Raw genomic sequence first — 19,814 nt, 5'->3', positions numbered from 1 at the left:
GCCCCCCCTGGCCGGGTGCCGAACCGTCCCAACCACCCATGCCGACGCGTCCGATGGCGTGGAGCGAGCTTCCCTGCCCATCGCGCGATCCGCTGGCTGCCCGACCGACGCGCGGAGCACGGGCCGGGCGGCCAGCAGGGGGCATCCGATTCCCGAGCGCCGTGGCTACGGTCCAACCGCCGTTGTGCCGGGCCGCGGACGCGTCCGGTTCCCGGCGGACGTCGTTTCCCGCCGCACGTCCCGACCGCACCGGCGCGGCGATCCGCCGTTCCGCTTCACATCGTGGCGGGCGTCACGAACTCCTCGGGGAACCCAAGCCGTCGGCGCCCCGACGAATGAGGGGCGCGGGCACGGATTCGCCGCCCACGCGCTCGTACGGCAGGAGAACGACATGGCGCTGGGTGACACCACCCTGGAGACGGCACGGCGCGAGGACGAGGCCGCCACGTCCGCAGCGGCCCCCCGCCCGGAAGGCCGGGTACCCGGCGGGACTGTGGCACGACCACCGGGCCTGTGGGCGGCCACCCGGCCGCTGCTCATGCGTCTCCACTTCTATGTCGGCGTGCTCATAGGTCCGTTCCTGCTGGTAGCGGCGACCACCGGCCTGCTCTACACCACCTCGCCGCAGCTCGAACAGTTCGTCTACCGGCACGAGTTGCACGTGACCGCGCAGAGCGCTTCGCACGCCGTGCCGTTGGCCGCGCAGGTCGCCGCGGGCAGGGCGGCAGTGCCCGACGGCACCCTCCAGTCGGTCAGCCCGGCCGCCGGGCCCACGGACACCACCCGCGTCCTGTTCGACGCGAAGGGCGTGCCGCAGGGCTGGAGCCGGACGGCCTTCGTCGACCCCTACACCGGCAAGGTGCTCGGCGTCCTGACCACCGACGGCCAGTGGCTGCCGCTACGCGCCTGGCTCGACACCCTGCACCGAACGCTCCACCTCGGTGCGTTCGGCCGCAACTACAGTGAGCTGGCGGCCAGTTGGCTGTGGGTCGAGGTCCTCGGCGGCCTGGCGCTGTGGCTCGGGGTACGCCGTCGACGCGACCGGATACGCCGCACGCTGCTACCGCGGCTGCGCGGCCCGGGCCACCGCCGGGTGCTGTCCTGGCACGCGGTGGTGGGCCTGTGGGTCTCGCTCGGCCTGCTGGGGCTGTCGGCGACCGGCCTGACCTGGTCCGACCACGCGGGCGCCAACGTCGGCCAGATCCGCGCCCAGTTGAAGGGCGGCACGCCGTCGGTCCCAACAGCGCTACCCGCGCACCAAGCCACCGCGCACACCCGGGGCTCGGACGTCGGCATCGACGCCGTGGTGCGCTCGGCGCACCGGGCCGGGCTGAGCGGAGTGCTGGTCGTCACCCCGCCGGCTGCCCCCGGCAGGGCGTGGGTCGTCAAGGAGAACACCCGCCACTGGCCTGAACGCCAGGACTCGGTCGCGGTCGACCCGGCGACCGGCAAGGTCACCGCGAAGCTGCGGTTCGCCGACTACCCCCTGCTGGCCAAGCTCACCCGCTGGGGCATCGACGCCCACATGGGACTGCTGTTCGGCCTCCCCAACCAGATCGCGCTGGCGCTGCTCGCCGCCACTCTCATCGCCATGGTCCTGTGGGGGTACCGGATGTGGTGGCTGCGCAGGCCGACCCGTTCCACCTGTGCGGCCTTCGGCAGGGCACCGGCCCGCGGCGCCTGGCGGCGGCTGCCGGGCCGCGTACTGGCTCCGGCCGTCCTGGCCGTCGCCGTCCTCGGGTACTACCTGCCGCTGCTGGGTATCCCGCTGCTGGTCTTCCTCGCCACCGACCTCGCCGTCGGCGCGGTGGTCCGGCGGCGCGCGGCGGCGGCCGGGGTGGCGCGGTGATCGCGGCGCACGGCCTTCGCTGGACACTCACCCTGCTGTTCGCGGCCGTGACCGCTTACAGCGCGGCACGGACGCTGCGCCCAGGCCGCGCCCACGGCGGTTCGACCGTCGCGGAACGGGTGACGCACAGCGTGCACGCACTGATGGGCCTGGCCATGATCGCCATGGTGTGGCCGTGGGGCATGCGGCTGCCGACGACCCCGCAGGTGGTCGTCTTCTCCCTGGCATCCGCCTGGTTCGTGGCGTCAGCTCTGCTGCACGGGCGGTGGGTGTGGGGATCCGACGGGGACGGACACCCGAGGCTCCACGGTGTCCCGCACGCCGTCATGATGGGCGCGATGGCCTGGATGCTGGCCGTCATGCCGGGCGCGACGCATCGTTCCCACGGCTCCGGGGGATCGTCGGGCTCCATGGCGGACATGCCGGGAATGGACATGCCCGGCTCCGGCGGCAACGCGATGCCCATGTCCCTGCACGGCGTCGCACGCCCGATCGCCGTCGCCCTGCTCGTCGTCTTCGTCGTGATGGCCTTGTGGTGGCTCTCCCGGGCCTTCGACACGGCTAGCGCGCCCGAGTCGGCCGCCGCCGCACCGGGCGCTGTCCCGGACGGTGCCCAAGTACCGCGCGCCGCCTTGGACGCGGGGTGCCACGGTGCGATGGCGCTGGGGATGGCGGTGATGCTCCTCGTCATGGCGTGACGCTTCGCGCCCCCGCACCCCTGCCACCGGGTGCCGTTCGGAGCAGCGACAGCGGTCAACACCGGCCCGGACAAGCGCTGTTCGCCCCTGGCGGTACGGCCCCGCACAAGCTGCGGCCCTGGAACGGCGGGAGGGCACCGGTGAGAACCGGTGCCCTCCGTCGTGCGGGGCCGCTGTGTCTGCCGCCGAGGCGTGGTCGGTGGACGGACGTCACACGGATTCGAAACGGTACGCCTAGCTCAGCGACTTGAGCGCCGCCGCGTCGTACGGCTGGAGCTCCTCGAACCGGTCGCCCAGGACCTTCGCCGCCCACTGCGGGTCCTGGAGCAGTGCGCGGCCGACGGCGACCAGGTCGAACTCGTCGCGCTCCAGGCGGTCGAGGAGGTTGTCGAGGCTGCCGACCGCGGCGCCCTCGCCAGCGAACGCGCGGATGAAGTCGCCGTCGAGGCCGACCGAGCCGACGGTGATGGTGGGGCGACCGGTGAGCTTCTTGGTCCAGCCCGCCAGGTTCAGGTCCGAACCCTCGAACTCCGGGAGCCAGTAGCGGCGGGTGGAGGCGTGGAAGGCGTCGACTCCGGCCGCGGTGAGCGGGGCCAGGATCGCCTCCAGTTCTTCCGGGGTCTCGGCGAGCCTGGCTTCGTAGGCCTCCTGCTTCCACTGCGAGTAGCGGAAGATCACCGGGAAGTCCGGCGAGACGGCCTCGCGGACCGCGGCCACGATCTCGGCCGCGAACTTCGTACGGGCCACGGGGTCGCCGCCGTAGGCGTCGGTACGGCGGTTCGTCCTCGACCACAGGAACTGGTCGAGGAGGTAGCCGTGGGCGCCGTGCAGTTCGACGCCGTCGAAGCCGATGCGCTCGGCGGCCGCGGCGGCCTCGGCGAAGGCGCCGACGACGTCGTCCAGGTCGCGCTGGGTCATCGCCTTGCCGGTGCCCTCGGTGCCGTCGACGCGGATGCCGGAGGGGCCGACGGCGGGGGCGTCGGAGTAGGGCGGCTCGCCCTGCTTGCGCACCATGCCGATGTGCCACAACTGGGGCACGATCGTGCCGCCCGCCGCGTGTACGTCCTCGGCGACCTTCGCCCACCCCGCCAACTGCTCCTCACCGTGGAACCGTGGCACTCGGTCGCTCTGCCCGGCCGACTCGTGGCCGACGTAGGTCCCCTCGGTGACTATCAGGCCCACACCCGCGGCGGCGCGACGGGCGTAGTACGACCGCACGTCCTCGCCGGGGACGCCGCCCGGGGAGAACATGCGCGTCATCGGCGCCATCACGATGCGGTTCGGGACGGTCAGGCCGTTCAGCGCGACGGGCCGGGAAAGGATCTCGGCCGCGCGGGAGGCGGAGGAATCGGTGACGGTCACGGGGATTCTCCTTGTAGGTACCAGTCGGTATGTGAAACGGCAATGAATTCGTCGTAGCGGGCAACCGCCCGGGCGAGCGCGGCATTCCGCCTGTACGGCGAACCGTCCCGTGATCCCGGACACCGTCGCCTACCGCGCCGCGGGGTGAGCCAGCTCCAGGTCGAACCCGTCCGTACCGCGGCCCTCGACGGCCAGCGCCGACGCCACGGGCGGGTAACCGCTGGCGATGAGCGAGTACTCGCCCGGGGCCAGGTCGGTGAAGGTGTACGCGCCGTCGGCGGCCGTGATGGTGGTGCGCACCACGTTCCCGGCGGCGTCCACCAGCGTCAGCCGGGCATCCGGCAGCGGACGGCCGCCCTCCGCGGCGCGTACGGTGCCCCGCACCCGCAGGCCCGCCGGTTCCGTGGCGCGGGGGAACCTGATGCCGTGGGTGACCGGGGTGGCCGCCGCCATGACCGTGTCGGCCTGCGGCTGGTGGCCGTCGGCGGCAGCGATCAGGACGTACGGGCCACCGGCTGGGGCGTCCAGCCCGTAGCGGCCGTCGGCTCGGGAGACCGCGCGGCCCACCTGCCGTCCGTCGGGCGAGACAAGGGTGAGGGCGGCACCGCCCAGCGGTTCGCCGTCGGCGTCGCGTACCAGGCCGTGGAAACCGGCCCCGGCCGGGGCGGCGGGCTCCGCGCCCGGCTCACCAACGGCCGTCTCGCCGACCGGAGTTGACGGGGTGCGTGAACGCGTGCCCCGCCCCGGCAGGAACGCGGCGATCAGCAGCGCCAACGCACACGCCGCGCACGCGATGACGAACGAGGTGCGGAAGCCGTTCATGGACGGCAGCGGCACACCGCCCAGCGGCTGGGTCATGTGGGAGAGCACAACTCCGAGGACGGCGCTGGCGGTCGAGGTGCCGATGGACCGCATCAGGGTGTTGAGTCCGTTGGCCGCGGCCGTCTCCGAGGACGGCACCGCACCCATGATCAGGGCGGGCATGGCCGCGTAGGCCAGGGCGATGCCGCCGCCGATGATGGCGGAGACGATCAGCGTCTGCCATACCGCGTGCGTCAGGCCGAGCGCCGACGCGTAGCCGATGGCGATGACGACGCTGCCCAGCATCAGGGAGACCTTGGGTCCGCGGGCCGCCGAGATCTTGGCGGACACCGGGCTGAGGAGGATCATCACCACTCCGCCGGGGGCGACGCACAGCCCCGCGACGACCATGGACTGCCCCAGTCCGTACCCGGTGGCCTTCGGTAGCTGGAGCAACTGCGGGAGCACCAGCGACATGGCGTACATCGCGAAACCGACGGCGATCGCGGCCAGGTTGGTCAGCAGCACCTGGCGGCGCGCGGTGGTCCGCAGGTCGACCAGCGGCTGCGGCACGCGCAGTTCTACGGCGCCCCAGGCGAGCAGGATCACCACCGCGGCGGCGAACAGTCCGAGTGTGGTGCCGCTCCCCCAACCCCAGTCACTGCCCTTGGAGATCCCCAGCAGCAGACAGACCAGGCCCGCGGAGAGCCCGACCGCCCCGATGACGTCGAAGCGCCCGGGAGTGCGGACCGGCGACTCCGGTACGAACAGTGCGGCGAGCAGCAGCGCGACCGCGGCCAACCCGGCCGACCCCATGAACAGCACGTGCCAGTCGGCGTGTTCGGCCACGAAGGCGGCGGCCGGCATGCCGAGTGCGCTGCCGACGCCCAGCGAGGAGCTCATCAGCGCCATGGCCGAGCCCATCCGCTCGGCGGGCACCTCGTCCCGCATGATGCTGATGCCGAGCGGGATCACGCCCATCGCGCCGCCCTGTAGGACGCGGCCGACCACCATCGGCAGCAGGTCCGAGGTGAACGCGCAGACCAGCGAGCCGACGACGAGCAGCCCAAGGCTGCAGAACAGGATCCGCCGCTTGCCGAACATGTCGCCGAGCCGGCCCATGACAGGGGTGGCGACGGCTCCGGCGAGCAGGGTGGCGGTGATCACCCAGGAGGCGTTGGAGGTCGTGGTGTGCAGCAACCGCGGCAGCTCGGCGATGAGCGGCACCACAAGGGTCTGCATCACGGCGACGACGATGCCCGCGAACGCGAGCACCGCGACGATCGGGCCTCCGGTGCGCGAGCGCGCGGTGGAGGGCTCGGTTATGGGGGATGACACGCTTACCGCCTAGAGGTTCAGGCTCGGGCTCGCTTCAGGCCGGGGCCGAGAGAACGGCCTGGGGCCGACAGAGAGAAGTGCACGATGCACAAGTTGTGCATCATGCACATCGCACGATGATGTGTATCGTACACATCACTGGGCGGGAGCGGGAGACCCCACCGCCGCGGTCGGGTCCGGACAACGCAGCCGGGAAGGAGCGGGAGGCGCGGTGCTGGAGAGACTGGAGCGGGAGCTGATGCTGCTCTCGCGGCACCAGGTGATGGCTCGTCGCGAGCGGGACGCTCAGCGCCTGGAACGTTCGGCCTACCTGCTCCTCAGCCGGATCGACACCCAAGGCCCCATGTCCATCGGGCAGTTGGCGGAGGCCTTCGGGCTCGACACCTCGACGGTGAACCGGCAGACGGCGGCGCTGCTGCGCTGCGGTCTGGCCGAGCGCGTCGCGGACCCGGAGGGCGGCATGGCCCGCAAGCTGCGGATCACCGACGAGGGCGGCCGCAGGCTCGCCGCCGACCGCGAGGTCAACCGCTCGTGCCTGGCCCGGGTGGTCGCGGACTGGTCGGCGGACGAGGTGCGGGAGCTGGAGGACGTACTGGTCCGGCTCAACCGCAGCGCCGAAGCGCTGGAGGGGCGGCACTGGCCGCGCTCGGAGGACACCGCACGCGAGCACGAGGGCCGGTAGCGGGGTCCGGGACCTGGGGCCGCTGACTTCCGCCGGTGGACCGGAACGAACGCCGAGCTGGTCCGCAGCCGGGACGGACGACACCGCGCACAGGGACACCGCCCCTGCCCGGCCATCGGCCAGTGGCGCGGATGGGGCCGTCAAGGGTGCGGCGAAACAAGCGAGTTGCTGCGGGAGAGGAAGACGAAGACTCTCAAGGTGAAACTGTTCACCAGGCAATAAAGGCGAAATCTCGCCCTATTGAGCGGCACATGTACTCGCTCACTATCGGACATATGGGGGCCATAGGGAACCGCCACGTCGCCTGTCAGCGCTGCCAGGACGTCTGGCGACCCGCACGCGAACGCGGCCGAATCCAGCTGGCGGTGCTCTGTGACGAGTGCTGGGAGCAGTACGCGAACGAGATCGCCGAGTTGGAGGGAGCGACGGCGCCGCCGTGGCCGAAGCCGGACTCGGATGACGTGAGGTGGACCGAACCGCCCACCTGCCCTGAGTGCGGGGGCCTCGTGCGGATCATGCCCACGAACTACGACCGTTGGGTGTGCCTGAGCCCGGTGGACAGGCCGGCCAAGGACGTCCCACGCCGTTACCGCTGGCGACTGCAACCGCTTCGCACCAGGTACTCAGGGACGGTTGTCGATGTCATCGCGGTCAAGGTCAGCGCGATCGAACCCATGCCAGCGGAACTGATCACTCCCGCGCACCGGGCCCTGTGCCCGACGCCGGATGCCGTGCGGGAGACCGAGCGGGAACGACTGACCGATCTCATGCGGGAGCAGTACAGCCCTGGGTGCGAGGGCCCCTGACCGTTGGCTCCCGGCATCGGCCGGTGCGCCGCAACGCCGCCCCTGAATGGGCTAATGCGCAGGTCAAGGTCCTGAGGAGCGCTATGGATAGCGACTACCCGACGGTCCGCACCAAAAAGGAGATTCCATGATCAAGCGCACCGCGTGCGTCCTCGTCACTGCCGCAACAGCCCTTCTGCTCCCCGCCCTTCCAGCGGTAGCCGCTCCCGCGACGGACGGCGACACCAACTGTCCGGTTGCGCCCATCAGCCTTGCGGCCGGGATCCTCGGGCAGGGCGGCTCGGTGGCGATGCAGTGCAATGGTTCGAGCGGCGCGGCCGGCACCACCGGCACCCCCAGCACGAGCAGCACGGGAGGCACCACCGGCACGAACGGGACCACCGGCGGAGGTGGTACCAGCGGCGGGGGAAGCACCACCGGCGCACGCTGACGCAGGCCGCGACCCGCGCCGGGAGTCACCAGCTGAGCCGTCGTGCCAAACGCCCAAGCCGGAGCCTCGCCGGATCAGGCGGTAGCGACGGCCAGCGGGCCGATGCCGGGCACGACGGTCGTGGTGGTCAGCGTCCGTCGGACCCGTGGCGTGGCCACCCAGCGGCGGTTCAGCTCGGCGAGGCGCGAAACCCCAGGCCAGGTGGGCCTGGGGTCGATTGTCGTACGGGCCTGTCGCGGCCTTCGCGCCGGCCGGGCCCCGGAAGCCTGCCGACCCGCCCCGCTCGGCGCACGGGTCCGGGCGGGGCGGATCGGTGGTTCGGCGGGGTCAGGGCACGTACTGCCCCGTGTTGCTGGACCACAGCGCGGTGCCGGTGCTCGTGAGGACGACCAGGTTGCCGTCGTCCTGCATGGACGCGTGGGCGCCCGAGTGCCCGGAGGTACCGGTGGCCCACAGCGCGCTGCCGGAGGTCGGATAGACCACCAGGTTCCCGTCGCTCTGCATGTACGCGTAGGCGCGGGAGTGGCCCGAAGTGCGGCTGGACCAGATGGCCTTGCCGTCGCTCTGGCGGTACATCACGAGGTTGCCGTCCAACTGCATCACCAGCCGGGTGTACTGGGCCTGGGTCCACCAACCGCCCGGCAGCTTCTGGCCTGAGCCGATGGTCCGGGACCGCGCGTAGGTGCCGTCGGCCCACAGCCCACCGCCCTTGCCGGTGCCGCCGGTGCTCTTGTAGACCACCAGGTTCCCGTCGTCCTGCAGGACGGTGTAGGCACCGGAGTTGCCTGAGGTGCCACTCGCCCACAGCGCACCGCCGCTGCCCGGACCGCCACCGCTCGCGTAGACCACCAGGTTCCCGTCGCTCTGCATGTACGCGTAGGCGCCGGAGTGCCCGGAGGTGCCGCTGGCCCACACCGCCGGACCGGTGCCGCTGCCGCCGGTCTTGAGGTAGGCCACCAGGTTGCCGTCGGACTGCATCACCACCGTCGTGCTGGCGCTGGTCAGGCTGTGCCCGGGTATGAGCCGCTGGCCCGGCCGCAGCGTGGTGCCGGTGGTCGGCCCGCTGGTGAAGGCGGCGGTGCCGTCAGGGGTGCCCAGTCCGGTCGGGCCGTCGTAGCCGGTACCCGCGGTGCACAGATAGCCCGGTGAGCAGGTGCCGTTGGCGCCGGTCGTGACGTCGTTCAGCGCCGATGTCCGGCTGTACGGGTACGAGGCCGGGTAGGTGCCCGCGGCCGGGGTGCCCGCCAGGGCGTAGGTGGCCGCGACGATCGGGGACGAGGCGCTGGTGCCGCCGAAGACGTTCCAGCCGGAGGCCGCGTAGCTGTCGTAGACCGCGACGCCGGTGGCCGGGTCGGCGACGGCCGAGACGTCGGCGATGGTGCGGTGCGAACAGCCGGTGTCGGTGGTCTGCCAGGAGGGCTTGGGTTCGTCCGCGGAGCAGCCGGACCCGGTGCCGTGGGTGCTGCTGGTGCTCCACACCGACTCCGTCCAGCCACGGGTGTTGCCCGCGCGGCTGAGCGAGGTACCTCCGACGGAGGTGACGTACTGGGAGGCGGCCGGGTACGCGGCACCGTAGCCGCCGTCACCCGCGCTGACGGTGATGGCGACGCCGGGGTGGTTGAAGTACTGGTTGTCCACGGTGGCTTCCGCCGGGTTCTCCGTGCCACCGAAGGAGTTGGAGACGTACTTCGCGCCGAGCGAGACGGCCTCGTTCTCGGCCGTACCGAGGTTGGACAGGCTCGGCGAAGCAGCCTCGACCAGCAGAATGCGGCACTGCGGGCAGACGGCGCTGACCATGTCGAGGTCGAGGGAGATCTCGCCCGCCCAACCGGCGTCAGCGGACGGGTAGTTGGTGCCTCCGGTCTGGTCGACCTTGCGGAAGCAGCCGTTCGCCGTGGTGCAGGCGGGCAGGCCGTACTGCGAGCGGTAGGTGGTGAGGTCCGACTCGGCGCTGGGGTCGTCCTGGGCGTCGACGATGGCCACGGTCTGGCCGGAACCGGCGGTGGTGGACGGCAGGTTGTAGGCGCTCTGCAGGTCCGAGGGGCCATAGCCGGACGGTGTGGCGTTCGGGCTGACGCTCAAGTGCTGGACGATGTCGGTACGGGCTTCGGCGAAGCAGGCCATCTGGCCGGGCTCGCTGGCTTGGTCACACAGGTGCTTGACGTGTGTCGTGGAGGCGGCGGCCGGGAGAACGGACGCCACGGACGGGGCCGCCGTGAGCAGTCCGCCGGACACCAGCGCCGCGGTGGACAGCACCGCGGTCGCGGCGGTGCCCGCCCGTCGTCTGTGTCTGTTGTACGGCCCTGCCTTGCGGTGTTCAGTCCTTGCGCGCAAGGAACCGCCCTTCTGTGTGCTGGTGACGCGGCCCATGCTCGCCCTGCCCATGACAGGGCAGCGGTGGGTGCGGGATGAACGGGGAAGGTGCTGCCGGTCAGCGCTCGGTGATGAGCGCGGTGCGAAGGCGGTGGCGTTCCGCTCCGGCTCGCGGACGAGGACGAGGCGTTGCGGCTAAGGCGAAACAGCCGCGGCCGAGGGCGCGTTGAGGCACCCGGTTCCTCCCGTGCGGAGCGATGGAGACATGCGTGGACACGGCTGGGACGACGGTTGCCGCCGTCCGGTCAGTCAAGTGTGAAGCCCCCGACCACCCCACCCCCCGTGCGATGGGCTGGAGGTTAACGCATGTCCGTCCGCGGCGGAAGATGCGAAGGAGGCACGGCTGTCCCCTCCCCAGCCCAGAGGGGAATCCCAGGTCAGACGGCGTGGGATCGACTGTCGCTGGATGCCCGCCGGCCACCGGCGCTTCGGACCGTCGCCGTGCCGTGCACCGGCACGCAACGCCAGTCCCCGGCCGGAGACGTTGGTCTCGCCGTGGCTGGCGCGGTTGGGCCGCGGCCGGTCGGGGCAGCCCGCGGCGATGCGGCAGGCCCGACGAGGGCGGCCCCGTTCAGCCGGGTCAGTCCTACCGGGCCCTCACCGCTTGACGAGCTTGCCGACGGCGTTGGCTTCCCATACCTGGTTGGCCAGGTAGTTCCAGGAGAGGTTGACGTATCCGCGGTCGCCCCAGCCCTTCCCCCAGGAGTTCTCGACCCGCACGCCCTTGCTGTTGTAGCCGACGATGGTGATCTCGTGGCCGCCCGCGTACTGTTCGCCGGAGGCGGGGTAGTACGTGTAGGAGGCGGCCTGCCGCGGGGTGAGGTAGAAGAAGCTGTCGTACACCGGAATCGCGATGGTCACCGGCTCGCCCTGGCTGAGGGCCGATTCCACATCGTTCCTGATCTGCTTGCCCGTGTGCAGCGGAGTGAATCCGGAAAGCTTCCACTTCGCCGCGTTGGCGATCTCGCTCGTGGTCGGTTGGGTGGTGTAGTCGAAGTCGCCCTGCTGGTAGTCGGACTTGACGTCGACACCTTGCGTGGTGGCGATCTGGAAGTGCTGCTCCGGCGAGGTGCCCACGTTCTGCCCCTGGACGATCTGGGAGTAGGTGTACATGGGGGCCTGGGGTCCGCCGGAGATCCCCTGCTCGCGCTCCAGGATGCTGTAGGCGGAGTAGTCGATGGACCACGCGACGCAGGAGCCCACCTGGCCCTGATCGCCTGGTGCTGCGGCGTACTTGGCCAGATCGACGCTGGCGGGAAGGGCTTGGCGCTTCTTCTTCCTCGGCTTGGCGGCCTCTCCCATCGGACTCGGAGCGGTGGCCTCCAGCCGCGGCTCGACGGACTGGCGCAGCATGGACTGGCGCCACGACGACTTGGACGGCACGGCACCGAGACCGTACGGGTGCCTCTTTCCGCTCGCGGACTGCGGTGCCCGGACGGGAGCGTGGTCGTGACCGGGCGCGACGGTGCTCGCCGAGGAGACCCCGACGGTCACGGCCGCGATCGCTCCGGCCGAGGCAAGCGCGACGGCAGCGCGTGACTTACCACTGAGGGTCTTCCACTTGTGGGCAGCACGAGACATTGGCGTTCTCCTGATGGCATGAGCCTGACAGTTCTGGTTGGGGGCGCCTCCACAGCGCCCTTGCGAGCCGACCGGGACGGTTGTCCCAGAGCCGGTCGGCCGGTGAAGACAGCTGCGCCCTCGGGGGCACGATCCACCCGCTCGACAACGGCGAACGCTTCGCACGCGGTCCCGGAGGGTGGGGGGAAGTCGGCAGCGAACTCAGAGGAGTTCAGGGCTGCCGAAGCTCTGTGAACTGGACGCTTTCGAAGGCATGTCCAATGGGCAGAGGAAGCTAGCCGGGTAAGCCGCCGCGATCAAGCCCCAAGTGGCCTTCCTCACACCGCGGTTGGCCGGAACACGGCCCACGGGGCGCACCACGCTTCCGGCAACGCCGCAGCTCACGAGGGCTTGCTGGCCGCCTTGTCAGGTGACCGGTCGACGGGTCCTGGAGAAGCCCGACGAAGAATTTTCTGGGTTTCTGTTATCCGAGCCGCCCTGGCAGGGTCTCCCAGGCATCGAAGGCATGCGGAAACGTTGCGGCAGGGAGCGAGGACGGACATGACACCAGAGCGTGAGGCCACGGTCATCGCGACCGCGCAGGCAGGGGACCAGCGGGCGCAGGACGAGTTGGTCGCCGAATACCTGCCGCTGGTCTACAACATCGTCGGCCGTGCGCTGCGCGGCCACGCGGATGTCGACGACGTGGTGCAGGAGACCATGCTGCGCGCACTGGACGGACTGGCCGGCCTGCGCAAACCCCACCGCTTCCGGGCCTGGCTGGTGGCCGTGACGATGAACGAGATACGTCGGCACTGGCACAGCAAACAGGTGTCGGCCGGCGATACCAGGGTCGACGAGGTGGTCGAACTGGCCGATCCCGGCGCGGACTTCGTGGACCTGACCATCATCCGCCTGGGGCTTTCCGGCCAGCGCCGGGAGGTCGCCGAGGCGACCCGGTGGCTCGACCCGGACGATCGGGCACTGCTGTCGTTGTGGTGGCTGGAGGCCGCGGGTGAGCTGACCCGCTCGGAAGTGGCCGCCGCCCTGAAGTCGCCGTCGCGGTTCGTCGCGGTCCGGGTGCAGCGGATGAAGGCGCAGTTGGAGACCGCCCGGTTGGTGGTGCGCGCGCTGTCGGCGACATCGCGCTGTCCGCGGCTGGAGCCCGTCGTGGCACGGTGGGACGGTGTTCCCTCCGCTCTGTGGCGCAAGCGCATATCCCGCCACGTCCGCGACTGCAGGGCGTGCTCAGGTCGGCGCAGCGGCCTGATACCGGCGCAAAGCCTTCTCGTCGGCATCGCCCTGGTACCGCCGACCGCCGCTTTGGCCTGGTCCGCGGCCCAGGCGGGCCACGGCGCGCCGTCCTTCGGCCCGGCGGTCCAGTTGAGCGGTTCGACCACCAAGCTCCCCACGGCGGCGCGGCATGCGGCCCACCGTCCGAACGGCCGGGGCGGCAGGCACTTCGGCGGCCACCGGCGTCCACGGATCCGGCCCCGAGGCGCGCACTTGCTCGCCGGCGGAGCCGTGGCGACGGCCGCGGCGGCCACGGTGATATCCGTGGCCCTCGGCTCACCGGCCGACACCCGCCAGGCCGACTCCTCCAGCACCGTCGCCCAGCCGGTGCTGGTGAAGACGGTGCCGATAGCCAGCCCGCCACCACACACCCCTTCGCACCCGGCCAGCCACCCGCCCACGGCCTCCCCGCGCCGGACCCCGATCCCCGCGCCGCGCACAGCCGAGCCCTCCCCCACCACACCGACTCCCACCCCCTCGAACACGTCAGCCCCGCGACCGCCCGCCGAATCCGGGGCCGTCGCGCAGGTCCTCGCCCTGATCAACCAGGCACGGGCCGCCCACGGGCTGCCGGCGTACACCATCACCACCGGCCTCACCCACAGCGCGACCGGGCACAACGCCGCCATGGACAACGGATGCGGCCTGTCCCACCAGTGCCCGGGCGAAGCCCAACTGGGAGACAGGGAGACGGCCGCGGGCGTCCAGTGGGGCGCGGCGGGAGAGAACATCGGGCAGGCCTCCGCGGGAACGGACGCCCAGCAGATCGCCACGGCCGCCGTCAGCCTCACGCAGTCCATGCTGGACGAGCAACCACCCAACGACGGCCACCGCCAGAACATCCTCAGCAGCACGTTCACCCACGTCGGCATCGCCGTCTACCGCGACCCCAACGGCACCGTCTGGCTCACCCAGGACTTCTCCAACTGACCCCGCACTTCGGGGGATTGCCGGGCGCCGCGGCGAAGCGGCGTCCGGGGAAAGCACTCTCAGACCATCGGGGTGATCTGGTCCTCGATGCCGAGCAGGGCCCGGCCGTACATCTCGGTCGCGATGGCCGGGTTGATCATTGCGTGTCGGCTGGCGGTCTCCTGATCCCGCCAGATGCGCTGCAGCGGGTTCTCGTCGGCGAAGCTCCTGGCGCCTTCGACGCTGAGGAGGATGTCGAGCGCCTCTCGTGAGCGGCGGGCGACTGTGGCGATGTCCATGCGTACCCGGGTCCGGTTGAGCACGGGCATGCACCGGCCGCTCGCCGCCCAGTTGTCGACGTCGTCCGCCGCGCGCATCAGGTGCAGGGTCGCGGTATCGATCAGTTGGGCGGCCTCGGCGAGTTGCGTCTGGGTGGCGGGCGCCTGGCGTGCCCGCTCGTAGAAGGTGTGCGAAATCCCGCGCCCCTTCGCGAGTGAGGCCAGCACCAGTTCCATCCCGCCGCGGGCCAGGCCCAGTTGTGGACCGGCGAGCGAGAGCCCGAGCGTCGGGACGAACGCCGCGCGGTACAGGGCCTCGTCCTTGAACTCCGTCGGATACTCGCCTCGCATCGCCTTGGACACCGACAGGATCCGGTGCCAGGGCACGAAGACGTCGTCGGCGATGAGCGTGTTGCTTCCGGTGCCGCGCATCCCGGCCACATGCCAGGTGTCCTCGATCCTCAACTGGCCCATCGGAACCAGCGCCAGACCCTGGTCCAGCCGCTCGCCGGACCCGCCGGAGACCGGCACACCGACCAGCGCCCAGTCCGCGTGCAGGCAGCCGGACGCGAAGCCCCACCGTCCGGTGATGACCTGCCCGCCTTCCGCTGCCCTGCTCGTCCCGAGGGGAGGAAGGGTGGCACAGGCGCGGGCACGTGGGTTCGCCCCGTACACCTCACGCTGCGCGCGCTGCGGATACAGCCCGATGAGCCAGCCGGAGACGTTGGTCAAACTGGTGATCCACGCGGTGGATCCACAGCCGCGGCCGAGCTCCGCACCCACCTCGACCAAGGTGCGGATGCTCGCCTGACGGCCGCCGAACCGCTGGGGAACCGTGATCGCGAACAGCCCGGCCTCGTCGAGTGCCGCGATGTTCTCCTCGGCAACCCGTCGGCACTGCTCGGTACGGTCGGCATTGCTCCGAAGCAACTCGACCAGCGCGGCGGCCCGTTCCGGCAGGGAGACCGCCGCCTCGCCCGCCCCAGGCTCAGCGGCCCGGCCCTGCTCGCCCACCGTCATGAGGGTGCCCTCCTCCACGCCCAGCCGCGCCCTACGGATTTGGCCGCCTGGCCTTCTACAACCAGGTTCCCGTCACCGAAGCGGCCAGGCAGCCCGACGTTGATGCCAACGGCTACCCGTCCCCATGCGAAACGGCCGAGACTAGCCCACCTCCACGATCACGGGGAAGATTCGAAGGAGCGCAAGATGTGGGGGAAAGGCAGCCGCACACGACGGTTACCTGCCCGGCATCGCTCCCTCACCCCGCGCCCTGTTGAAGCGGGCGCCCCAGTCGTGGACCTGGGCGAGGAGTTCGGGTGGGGAGAGGACCCGGAAGTCGGCGTTGAGTACGCCCAGGGCCATGGTCGGCCAGTCCAGGGAGTCGGTGGTCATGCGTACCCGGCAGTGTTCGGCGTCGACCTCCTCGACCGTGCTCCATCGGCCGATCCGTTCGCGCACGGTGGCGGCCGGGGCGTCCACCAGGGCCTCCACCTGGTACGGGCGCGGTAGGTTCTCCAGGCTGGCGCGGACGAATTCGGCCGCGTCGGCGGCAGGCAGGTCGCGGGGGCGGAACCGGGACCCGGTGCCGTGCGGGGCGGTGAGCCGGTCGACCCTGAAGTTGCGCCAGTCGTGCCGGGTGAGGTCGTAGGCGACCAGGTACCAGCGGCGGCCGAGGCAGACCAACCGATGGGGTTCGACGTGCCGGTCGGTGTACTGGCCGTCGGCCGCGGTGTAGGAGAAGCGGAGTTGTTCGCCGTCCCGGCAGGCCAGCGCGACCGCGGTGAGCGCCCCCGGGTCGATGGCCGCCCTGGGCGGGCCGCCCCAGTCGGCGGGCACGGTCATCGCGCGCAGCGCCTCGACCCGGTGCCGTAGCCGGGCGGGCATCACCTGCGCCACCTTGGCCAGCACCCGGACCGAGGACTCGGCGATGCCCTCCACCGCGCCCTGGGCGGCGGCCTGTAGGCCCACCGCCAGGGCGACCGCCTCCTCGTCGTCGATCACCAGCGGCGGCAGCGCCGCGCCCGCGGCGAGCTGGTAGCCGCCGTCCACACCTCGTTGCGCCTCGACCGGATAGCCCAGCTCGCGCAGCCGGTCGACGTCCCGGCGCAGGGTGCGGACCGAGACCCCCAGCCGCTCGGCCAGTTCGGTGCCCGGCCAGTACCGGTGGGTCTGGAGCAGGGACAGCAGCCGCAGCGTCCGGTTACTGGTGTTCGCCATACCTGCGATTCTTCCTCGAATTCAGGTCAGAAACTGGCCGCTATGGCCCCTAGCGTGGTGCCTGCCCGAGGAAGAGGAACAACGGAAGGCGAAACATGACCGTCAACGAGCTGACCAACCAGGACCCGGCTGGCGCCCCGGCCGCCACCGGCGAGCGCGCCGACCTGCTGGCGGTCCTGGCCAAGCACCGGCACTTCCTGCGCTTCACCACCCGCGACCTCACCGACGAGCAGGCCGGGCAGCGGACCACCGCCAGCGAGCTGTGCCTGGGCGGCCTGATCAAACACGTCACCGCGGCGGAGCGGAACTGGGCGAACTTCATCGTGGAGGGCGCGTCGGCGATGCCCGACTACACCGCCATGACCGAGGCCGACTGGGCCCGGCGGGCCGACCAGTTCCGGATGCTGCCCGGTGAGACGCTGGCCGGTGTGCTGGCCGACTACGCCGAAGTGGCCCGCCGCACCGACGAGTTGGTCGCCACCCTGCCCGACCTGGACGCGTCGCACCCGCTGCCGAAGGCCCCGTGGTTCGAGCCGGGCGCGCGGTGGTCGGCCCGCCGGGTGCTGATGCACATCATCGCCGAGACCGCCCAGCACGCAGGCCACGCCGACATCATCCGCGAGTCCCTGGACGGCGCCAAGAGCATGGGCTGACCGCCGGCACGACGCACCGCTGCCACTCCCGCCGTGGTACTGCGTCCCACACCTGACGGCCTTGGGGATGCCACCGGCCCTCGCGGTCCAACCGTTCACGTGTCACGGAGCGGGGGTCAACGAACGCGACTCCGCGAGGGCACCCGGGCCACCGGCACGGGTGACGGAATGGTGCGAACCGCCACCTGGCGGCATCGGCTCTCGTTGGGGGCGGCGTAACGAACGGTTACCCCATCATCCGTACGTCGTACGAGTCACCACTAGAGGAGCCCCATGCGGCGGCACTCCCGGCTGTCCCTCACCCTGCTGTCCCTCGCGCTGCTTTCGGGTACGTCCGCGACCGCCGCAGCGGCGCCCGCCGCAGCGCCCAACCGGTCCCCGTCATCGACCAGTTGGCTGTGCAGGCCCGGGCTGGCCGACAACCCGTGTGACCAGGACGTCCGGGGAAACCCGCAACGGCCGTCCGCCGCAGGCTCGTTCACCATGCGCTACGGGACCGGCCGGACCGTCCCGTTGGACGCGCGGCAGGCTCCGTCAGGCCGTGAGGAAGCGTTCCGGAACCCCGACAGGCCCGCGGTGGACTGCTTCTACGCGTACCCGACGGTGGACATGCTCGGGGCGAACGCGTGGCGCGCGCCCGAGGAGCAGGTCATGGCCGTGCTCCTGGCCCAGGTGGCGCGGTTCTCCGGGGGCTGCCGCATGTTCGCTCCGGTCTACCGGCAGGCGACCTTCGCCGAGATCCTGTCCTCCGGCAAGTCGGCCGCGCTCGCCCGGGGCGAGACGGACGTCGAAAACGCCTGGCGGGACTACTGGAACCACGACAACATCGACCCCGTCACCCATCGCCACCGCGGCGTGGTCATCCTCGGCCACTCGCAGGGCGCCACCGCCCTGAAGGCGATGATGCGCCGCGAGATCGACCCGAACCCCACCGCGCGCGCCCACCTGGTCTCCGCGTTCCTGCTGGGCGGCGACGTGACGACCACGACGTTCCGCCACATCCCCGCCTGCGAGCGGACGGGCAGCAGCGCACCGATGCCGACCGGCTGCGTCGTGGCCTACTCCAGCTACGCCCAACCTCCCGCCGCCAAGGACATGTTCGGCCACACCGGCTCGCCGGACGACCATGTGCTGTGCGTCGATCCCGCCGCGCTGCTCGACGGCAGGCCGAACGGCCGGCGGCACCCGCTCGACGCCTACATGCCCACCGGGCGCAGCCTCGACGGAAACCCGTTGAGCCCCAAGGGCAGCCTCGGCATCGTACTGACCGGCTTCAGGATCCCGGATGCCGCCGCCGGATACGTCCACTACCCGCACGCGCTGAACGGCCGGTGCGAACTGCGGAGGAACGCCCACGGCACCACGAGCTGGCTACAGGTCTCCGGCGACACGGCGTCGTTCACCGAACCCGGCACCAGGAGCTTGCTCAGCGGCCTGCATGTGATCGACTTCAACGTCGCCCAAGGCGACCTGGTACGGCTGGCGGCCGAGCAGTCCCGGACGTGGACGGCCCACCACCACTGACCGACGCCCGCCGCCGCCCGGGGTACCGCGCCCCGGGCGGCTCCACGTTTCCGCCGGGGCCCGCCGTCCGCGTCCGCGGTACGCCCCCTCGCTCTTGGCGCGGCCTCAACCGCCGACCAGCCGCGCGATCTCGTCGGCTACGACCCGCGCCGCCGGGGCCACCCAGCGCCGCCGGTGCCGGGTCAACTGCACCGGTACCGGGGGGACTTGCGGCCCATGGACCACCGCCAGGACCCCGTCGCGCAGTTGCCGGTCGACCGTCGTCCGAGGCAGCAGGGTGAGCCCGAGTCCCGCGGCCACGCAGGAGCGGGCGGCCTCGATGCTGCCGAAGCGGGTGAGCCGGGGCCGGGCCCCGGGCAGCGCCAGCAGGGTGCGCACAAGGTGATCGCTGTACGAGCAGCCCTCCTCGTGCACGAAGAAGCTCTCCCCGGCCAGTTCGTCCCAACCGGCCTCGCGCCCGGCGAGCGGATGGTCGGGGGACGCCAGGTACACCAACGGTTCGCGGCCGATGGGCCGAGCGGCCAGGTCAGCGAGGTTCACCTCGGGCTCCAGGAGCAGCACCATGTCGAACCGCCCCTCCCGCAGCCCCTCCACGGCCGCGGCGCTGCCAACGGCGCGCAGATGGACGTCGATTCCGGGGTGGGTGCGCCGCAGCGAGGCGATCACCCCGGGCAGTCGTGACGAACACAGCGACTCGCCCGCGCCGACGGTGACCTGCCCCTCCACCGTTCCGCCGCCGTTCCCGGCCGCCGCCGCGGCGCGCAGTCTGGCCTCGGCGTCGAGCATCGCCTCGGCCTCTTCGAGCAGCCGCCGTCCGGTGCTGGTCAGCAGTGCGCCGGTGGGCAGCCTGTCGAACAGCCGGGTGCCCAACTCCCGTTCCAGGGACCGGATCTGCACGGTGACGGTGGACTGGGCGAGATGCAGTTCGGCCGCCGCGGCCGTGAAGCTCCCGGTCTTCGCCAGGGCCTCGAACGTTCTCAGGAGTCGGGTGTCCACCCGCCCGATGGTATCGGGATATCCGATCGCACCAAGCGAAAAGAA

The 19,814-nt window shown here is 71.5% G+C and carries 15 protein-coding genes; 8 read left to right on the top strand and 7 right to left on the bottom strand.

Annotation, left to right across the window (positions count from 1 at the left end; genetic code table 11):
- The first annotated feature begins 391 nt into the window (after positions 1–391).
- Both O5O46_RS13055 and O5O46_RS13050 read left to right on the top strand, forming a co-directional pair.
- Positions 392–1,849 carry a PepSY-associated TM helix domain-containing protein gene (locus tag O5O46_RS13055; protein ID WP_269855524.1) on the top strand — a complete coding sequence of 486 codons (1,458 nt, stop codon included), beginning with the start codon at positions 392–394 and terminating at the stop codon, positions 1,847–1,849.
- A complete protein-coding gene (locus O5O46_RS13050) occupies positions 1,846–2,547 on the top strand; it encodes a DUF5134 domain-containing protein (RefSeq protein ID WP_269855523.1) in 702 nt (233 codons plus the stop codon). Before O5O46_RS13055 ends, O5O46_RS13050 begins: the two co-directional genes overlap by 4 nt.
- A 234-nt stretch (positions 2,548–2,781) precedes the next feature.
- Here the strand turns inward: O5O46_RS13050 and O5O46_RS13045 are convergent, their stop codons facing one another.
- Both O5O46_RS13045 and O5O46_RS13040 read right to left on the bottom strand, forming a co-directional pair.
- A complete protein-coding gene (locus O5O46_RS13045; protein WP_269855522.1) occupies positions 2,782–3,909 on the bottom strand; it encodes an NADH:flavin oxidoreductase in 1,128 nt (375 codons plus the stop codon).
- A 129-nt stretch (positions 3,910–4,038) separates the two neighbouring features.
- Positions 4,039–6,048, bottom strand: coding sequence for an MFS transporter (locus O5O46_RS13040; protein WP_269855521.1), 2,010 nt, complete (start codon positions 6,046–6,048; stop codon positions 4,039–4,041).
- 238 nt (positions 6,049–6,286) lie between these two features.
- Here O5O46_RS13040 and O5O46_RS13035 point away from each other — a divergent pair, with 238 nt between their 5' ends.
- The 3 genes from O5O46_RS13035 to O5O46_RS13025 all read left to right on the top strand — a co-directional run bounded on the left by O5O46_RS13035 (position 6,287) and on the right by O5O46_RS13025 (position 7,966).
- On the top strand, positions 6,287–6,730 hold the full coding sequence (locus O5O46_RS13035; RefSeq protein WP_269855581.1) for a MarR family winged helix-turn-helix transcriptional regulator: 444 nt from the start codon (positions 6,287–6,289) through the stop codon (positions 6,728–6,730).
- Between the two features lie 275 nt (positions 6,731–7,005).
- Entirely contained in the window at positions 7,006–7,536 is a 531-nt protein-coding gene (locus O5O46_RS13030; protein WP_269855520.1) for a DUF6083 domain-containing protein, read from the top strand.
- 127 nt (positions 7,537–7,663) lie between these two features.
- A complete protein-coding gene (locus O5O46_RS13025; protein WP_269855519.1) occupies positions 7,664–7,966 on the top strand; it encodes a hypothetical protein in 303 nt (100 codons plus the stop codon).
- A 327-nt stretch (positions 7,967–8,293) separates the two neighbouring features.
- Here O5O46_RS13025 and O5O46_RS13020 read toward each other — a convergent pair whose 3' ends face one another.
- Positions 8,294–10,201 carry a hypothetical protein gene (locus O5O46_RS13020; RefSeq protein WP_443072498.1) on the bottom strand — a complete coding sequence of 636 codons (1,908 nt, stop codon included), beginning with the start codon at positions 10,199–10,201 and terminating at the stop codon, positions 8,294–8,296.
- 735 nt (positions 10,202–10,936) lie between these two features.
- Positions 10,937–11,920 (bottom strand): C1 family peptidase, encoded by a 984-nt coding sequence (locus O5O46_RS13015; protein ID WP_269855518.1) that lies wholly within the window; start codon positions 11,918–11,920, stop codon positions 10,937–10,939.
- 540 nt (positions 11,921–12,460) lie between these two features.
- Here O5O46_RS13015 and O5O46_RS13010 point away from each other — a divergent pair.
- Entirely contained in the window at positions 12,461–14,122 is a 1,662-nt protein-coding gene (locus O5O46_RS13010; protein WP_269855517.1) for a sigma-70 family RNA polymerase sigma factor, read from the top strand.
- A gap of 59 nt (positions 14,123–14,181) precedes the next feature.
- On the opposite strand, the gene O5O46_RS13005 is transcribed toward O5O46_RS13010, so the two are convergent.
- Together O5O46_RS13005 and O5O46_RS13000 are read right to left on the bottom strand one after the other, a co-directional pair.
- Positions 14,182–15,399, bottom strand: coding sequence for an acyl-CoA dehydrogenase family protein (locus O5O46_RS13005; RefSeq protein WP_269855516.1), 1,218 nt, complete (start codon positions 15,397–15,399; stop codon positions 14,182–14,184).
- 216 nt (positions 15,400–15,615) lie between these two features.
- Positions 15,616–16,596 carry a helix-turn-helix transcriptional regulator gene (locus O5O46_RS13000; protein WP_269855515.1) on the bottom strand — a complete coding sequence of 327 codons (981 nt, stop codon included), beginning with the start codon at positions 16,594–16,596 and terminating at the stop codon, positions 15,616–15,618.
- A gap of 95 nt (positions 16,597–16,691) precedes the next feature.
- Between O5O46_RS13000 and O5O46_RS12995 the strand changes: the two genes are divergently transcribed.
- The gene (locus O5O46_RS12995; RefSeq protein WP_269855514.1) at positions 16,692–17,249 is read left to right on the top strand and encodes a DinB family protein; all 558 of its coding nucleotides are present in this window, start codon (positions 16,692–16,694) and stop codon (positions 17,247–17,249) included.
- Positions 17,250–17,522: 273 nt separating this feature from the next.
- Entirely contained in the window at positions 17,523–18,773 is a 1,251-nt protein-coding gene (locus tag O5O46_RS12990) for a DUF3089 domain-containing protein (RefSeq protein ID WP_269855513.1), read from the top strand.
- A 105-nt stretch (positions 18,774–18,878) separates the two neighbouring features.
- Here the strand turns inward: O5O46_RS12990 and O5O46_RS12985 are convergent, their stop codons facing one another.
- Entirely contained in the window at positions 18,879–19,769 is an 891-nt protein-coding gene (locus O5O46_RS12985; RefSeq protein ID WP_269855512.1) for a LysR family transcriptional regulator, read from the bottom strand.
- Positions 19,770–19,814: the final 45 nt, after the last annotated feature.

The organism is Streptomyces sp. RPT161 (assembly GCF_027533845.1).
In the GTDB taxonomy this organism is placed as follows: domain Bacteria; phylum Actinomycetota; class Actinomycetes; order Streptomycetales; family Streptomycetaceae; genus Streptantibioticus_A; species Streptantibioticus_A silvisoli_A.
Note: the sequence above shows the minus strand (reverse complement) of the source record. Positions and strands in the feature narration are given on the sequence as shown.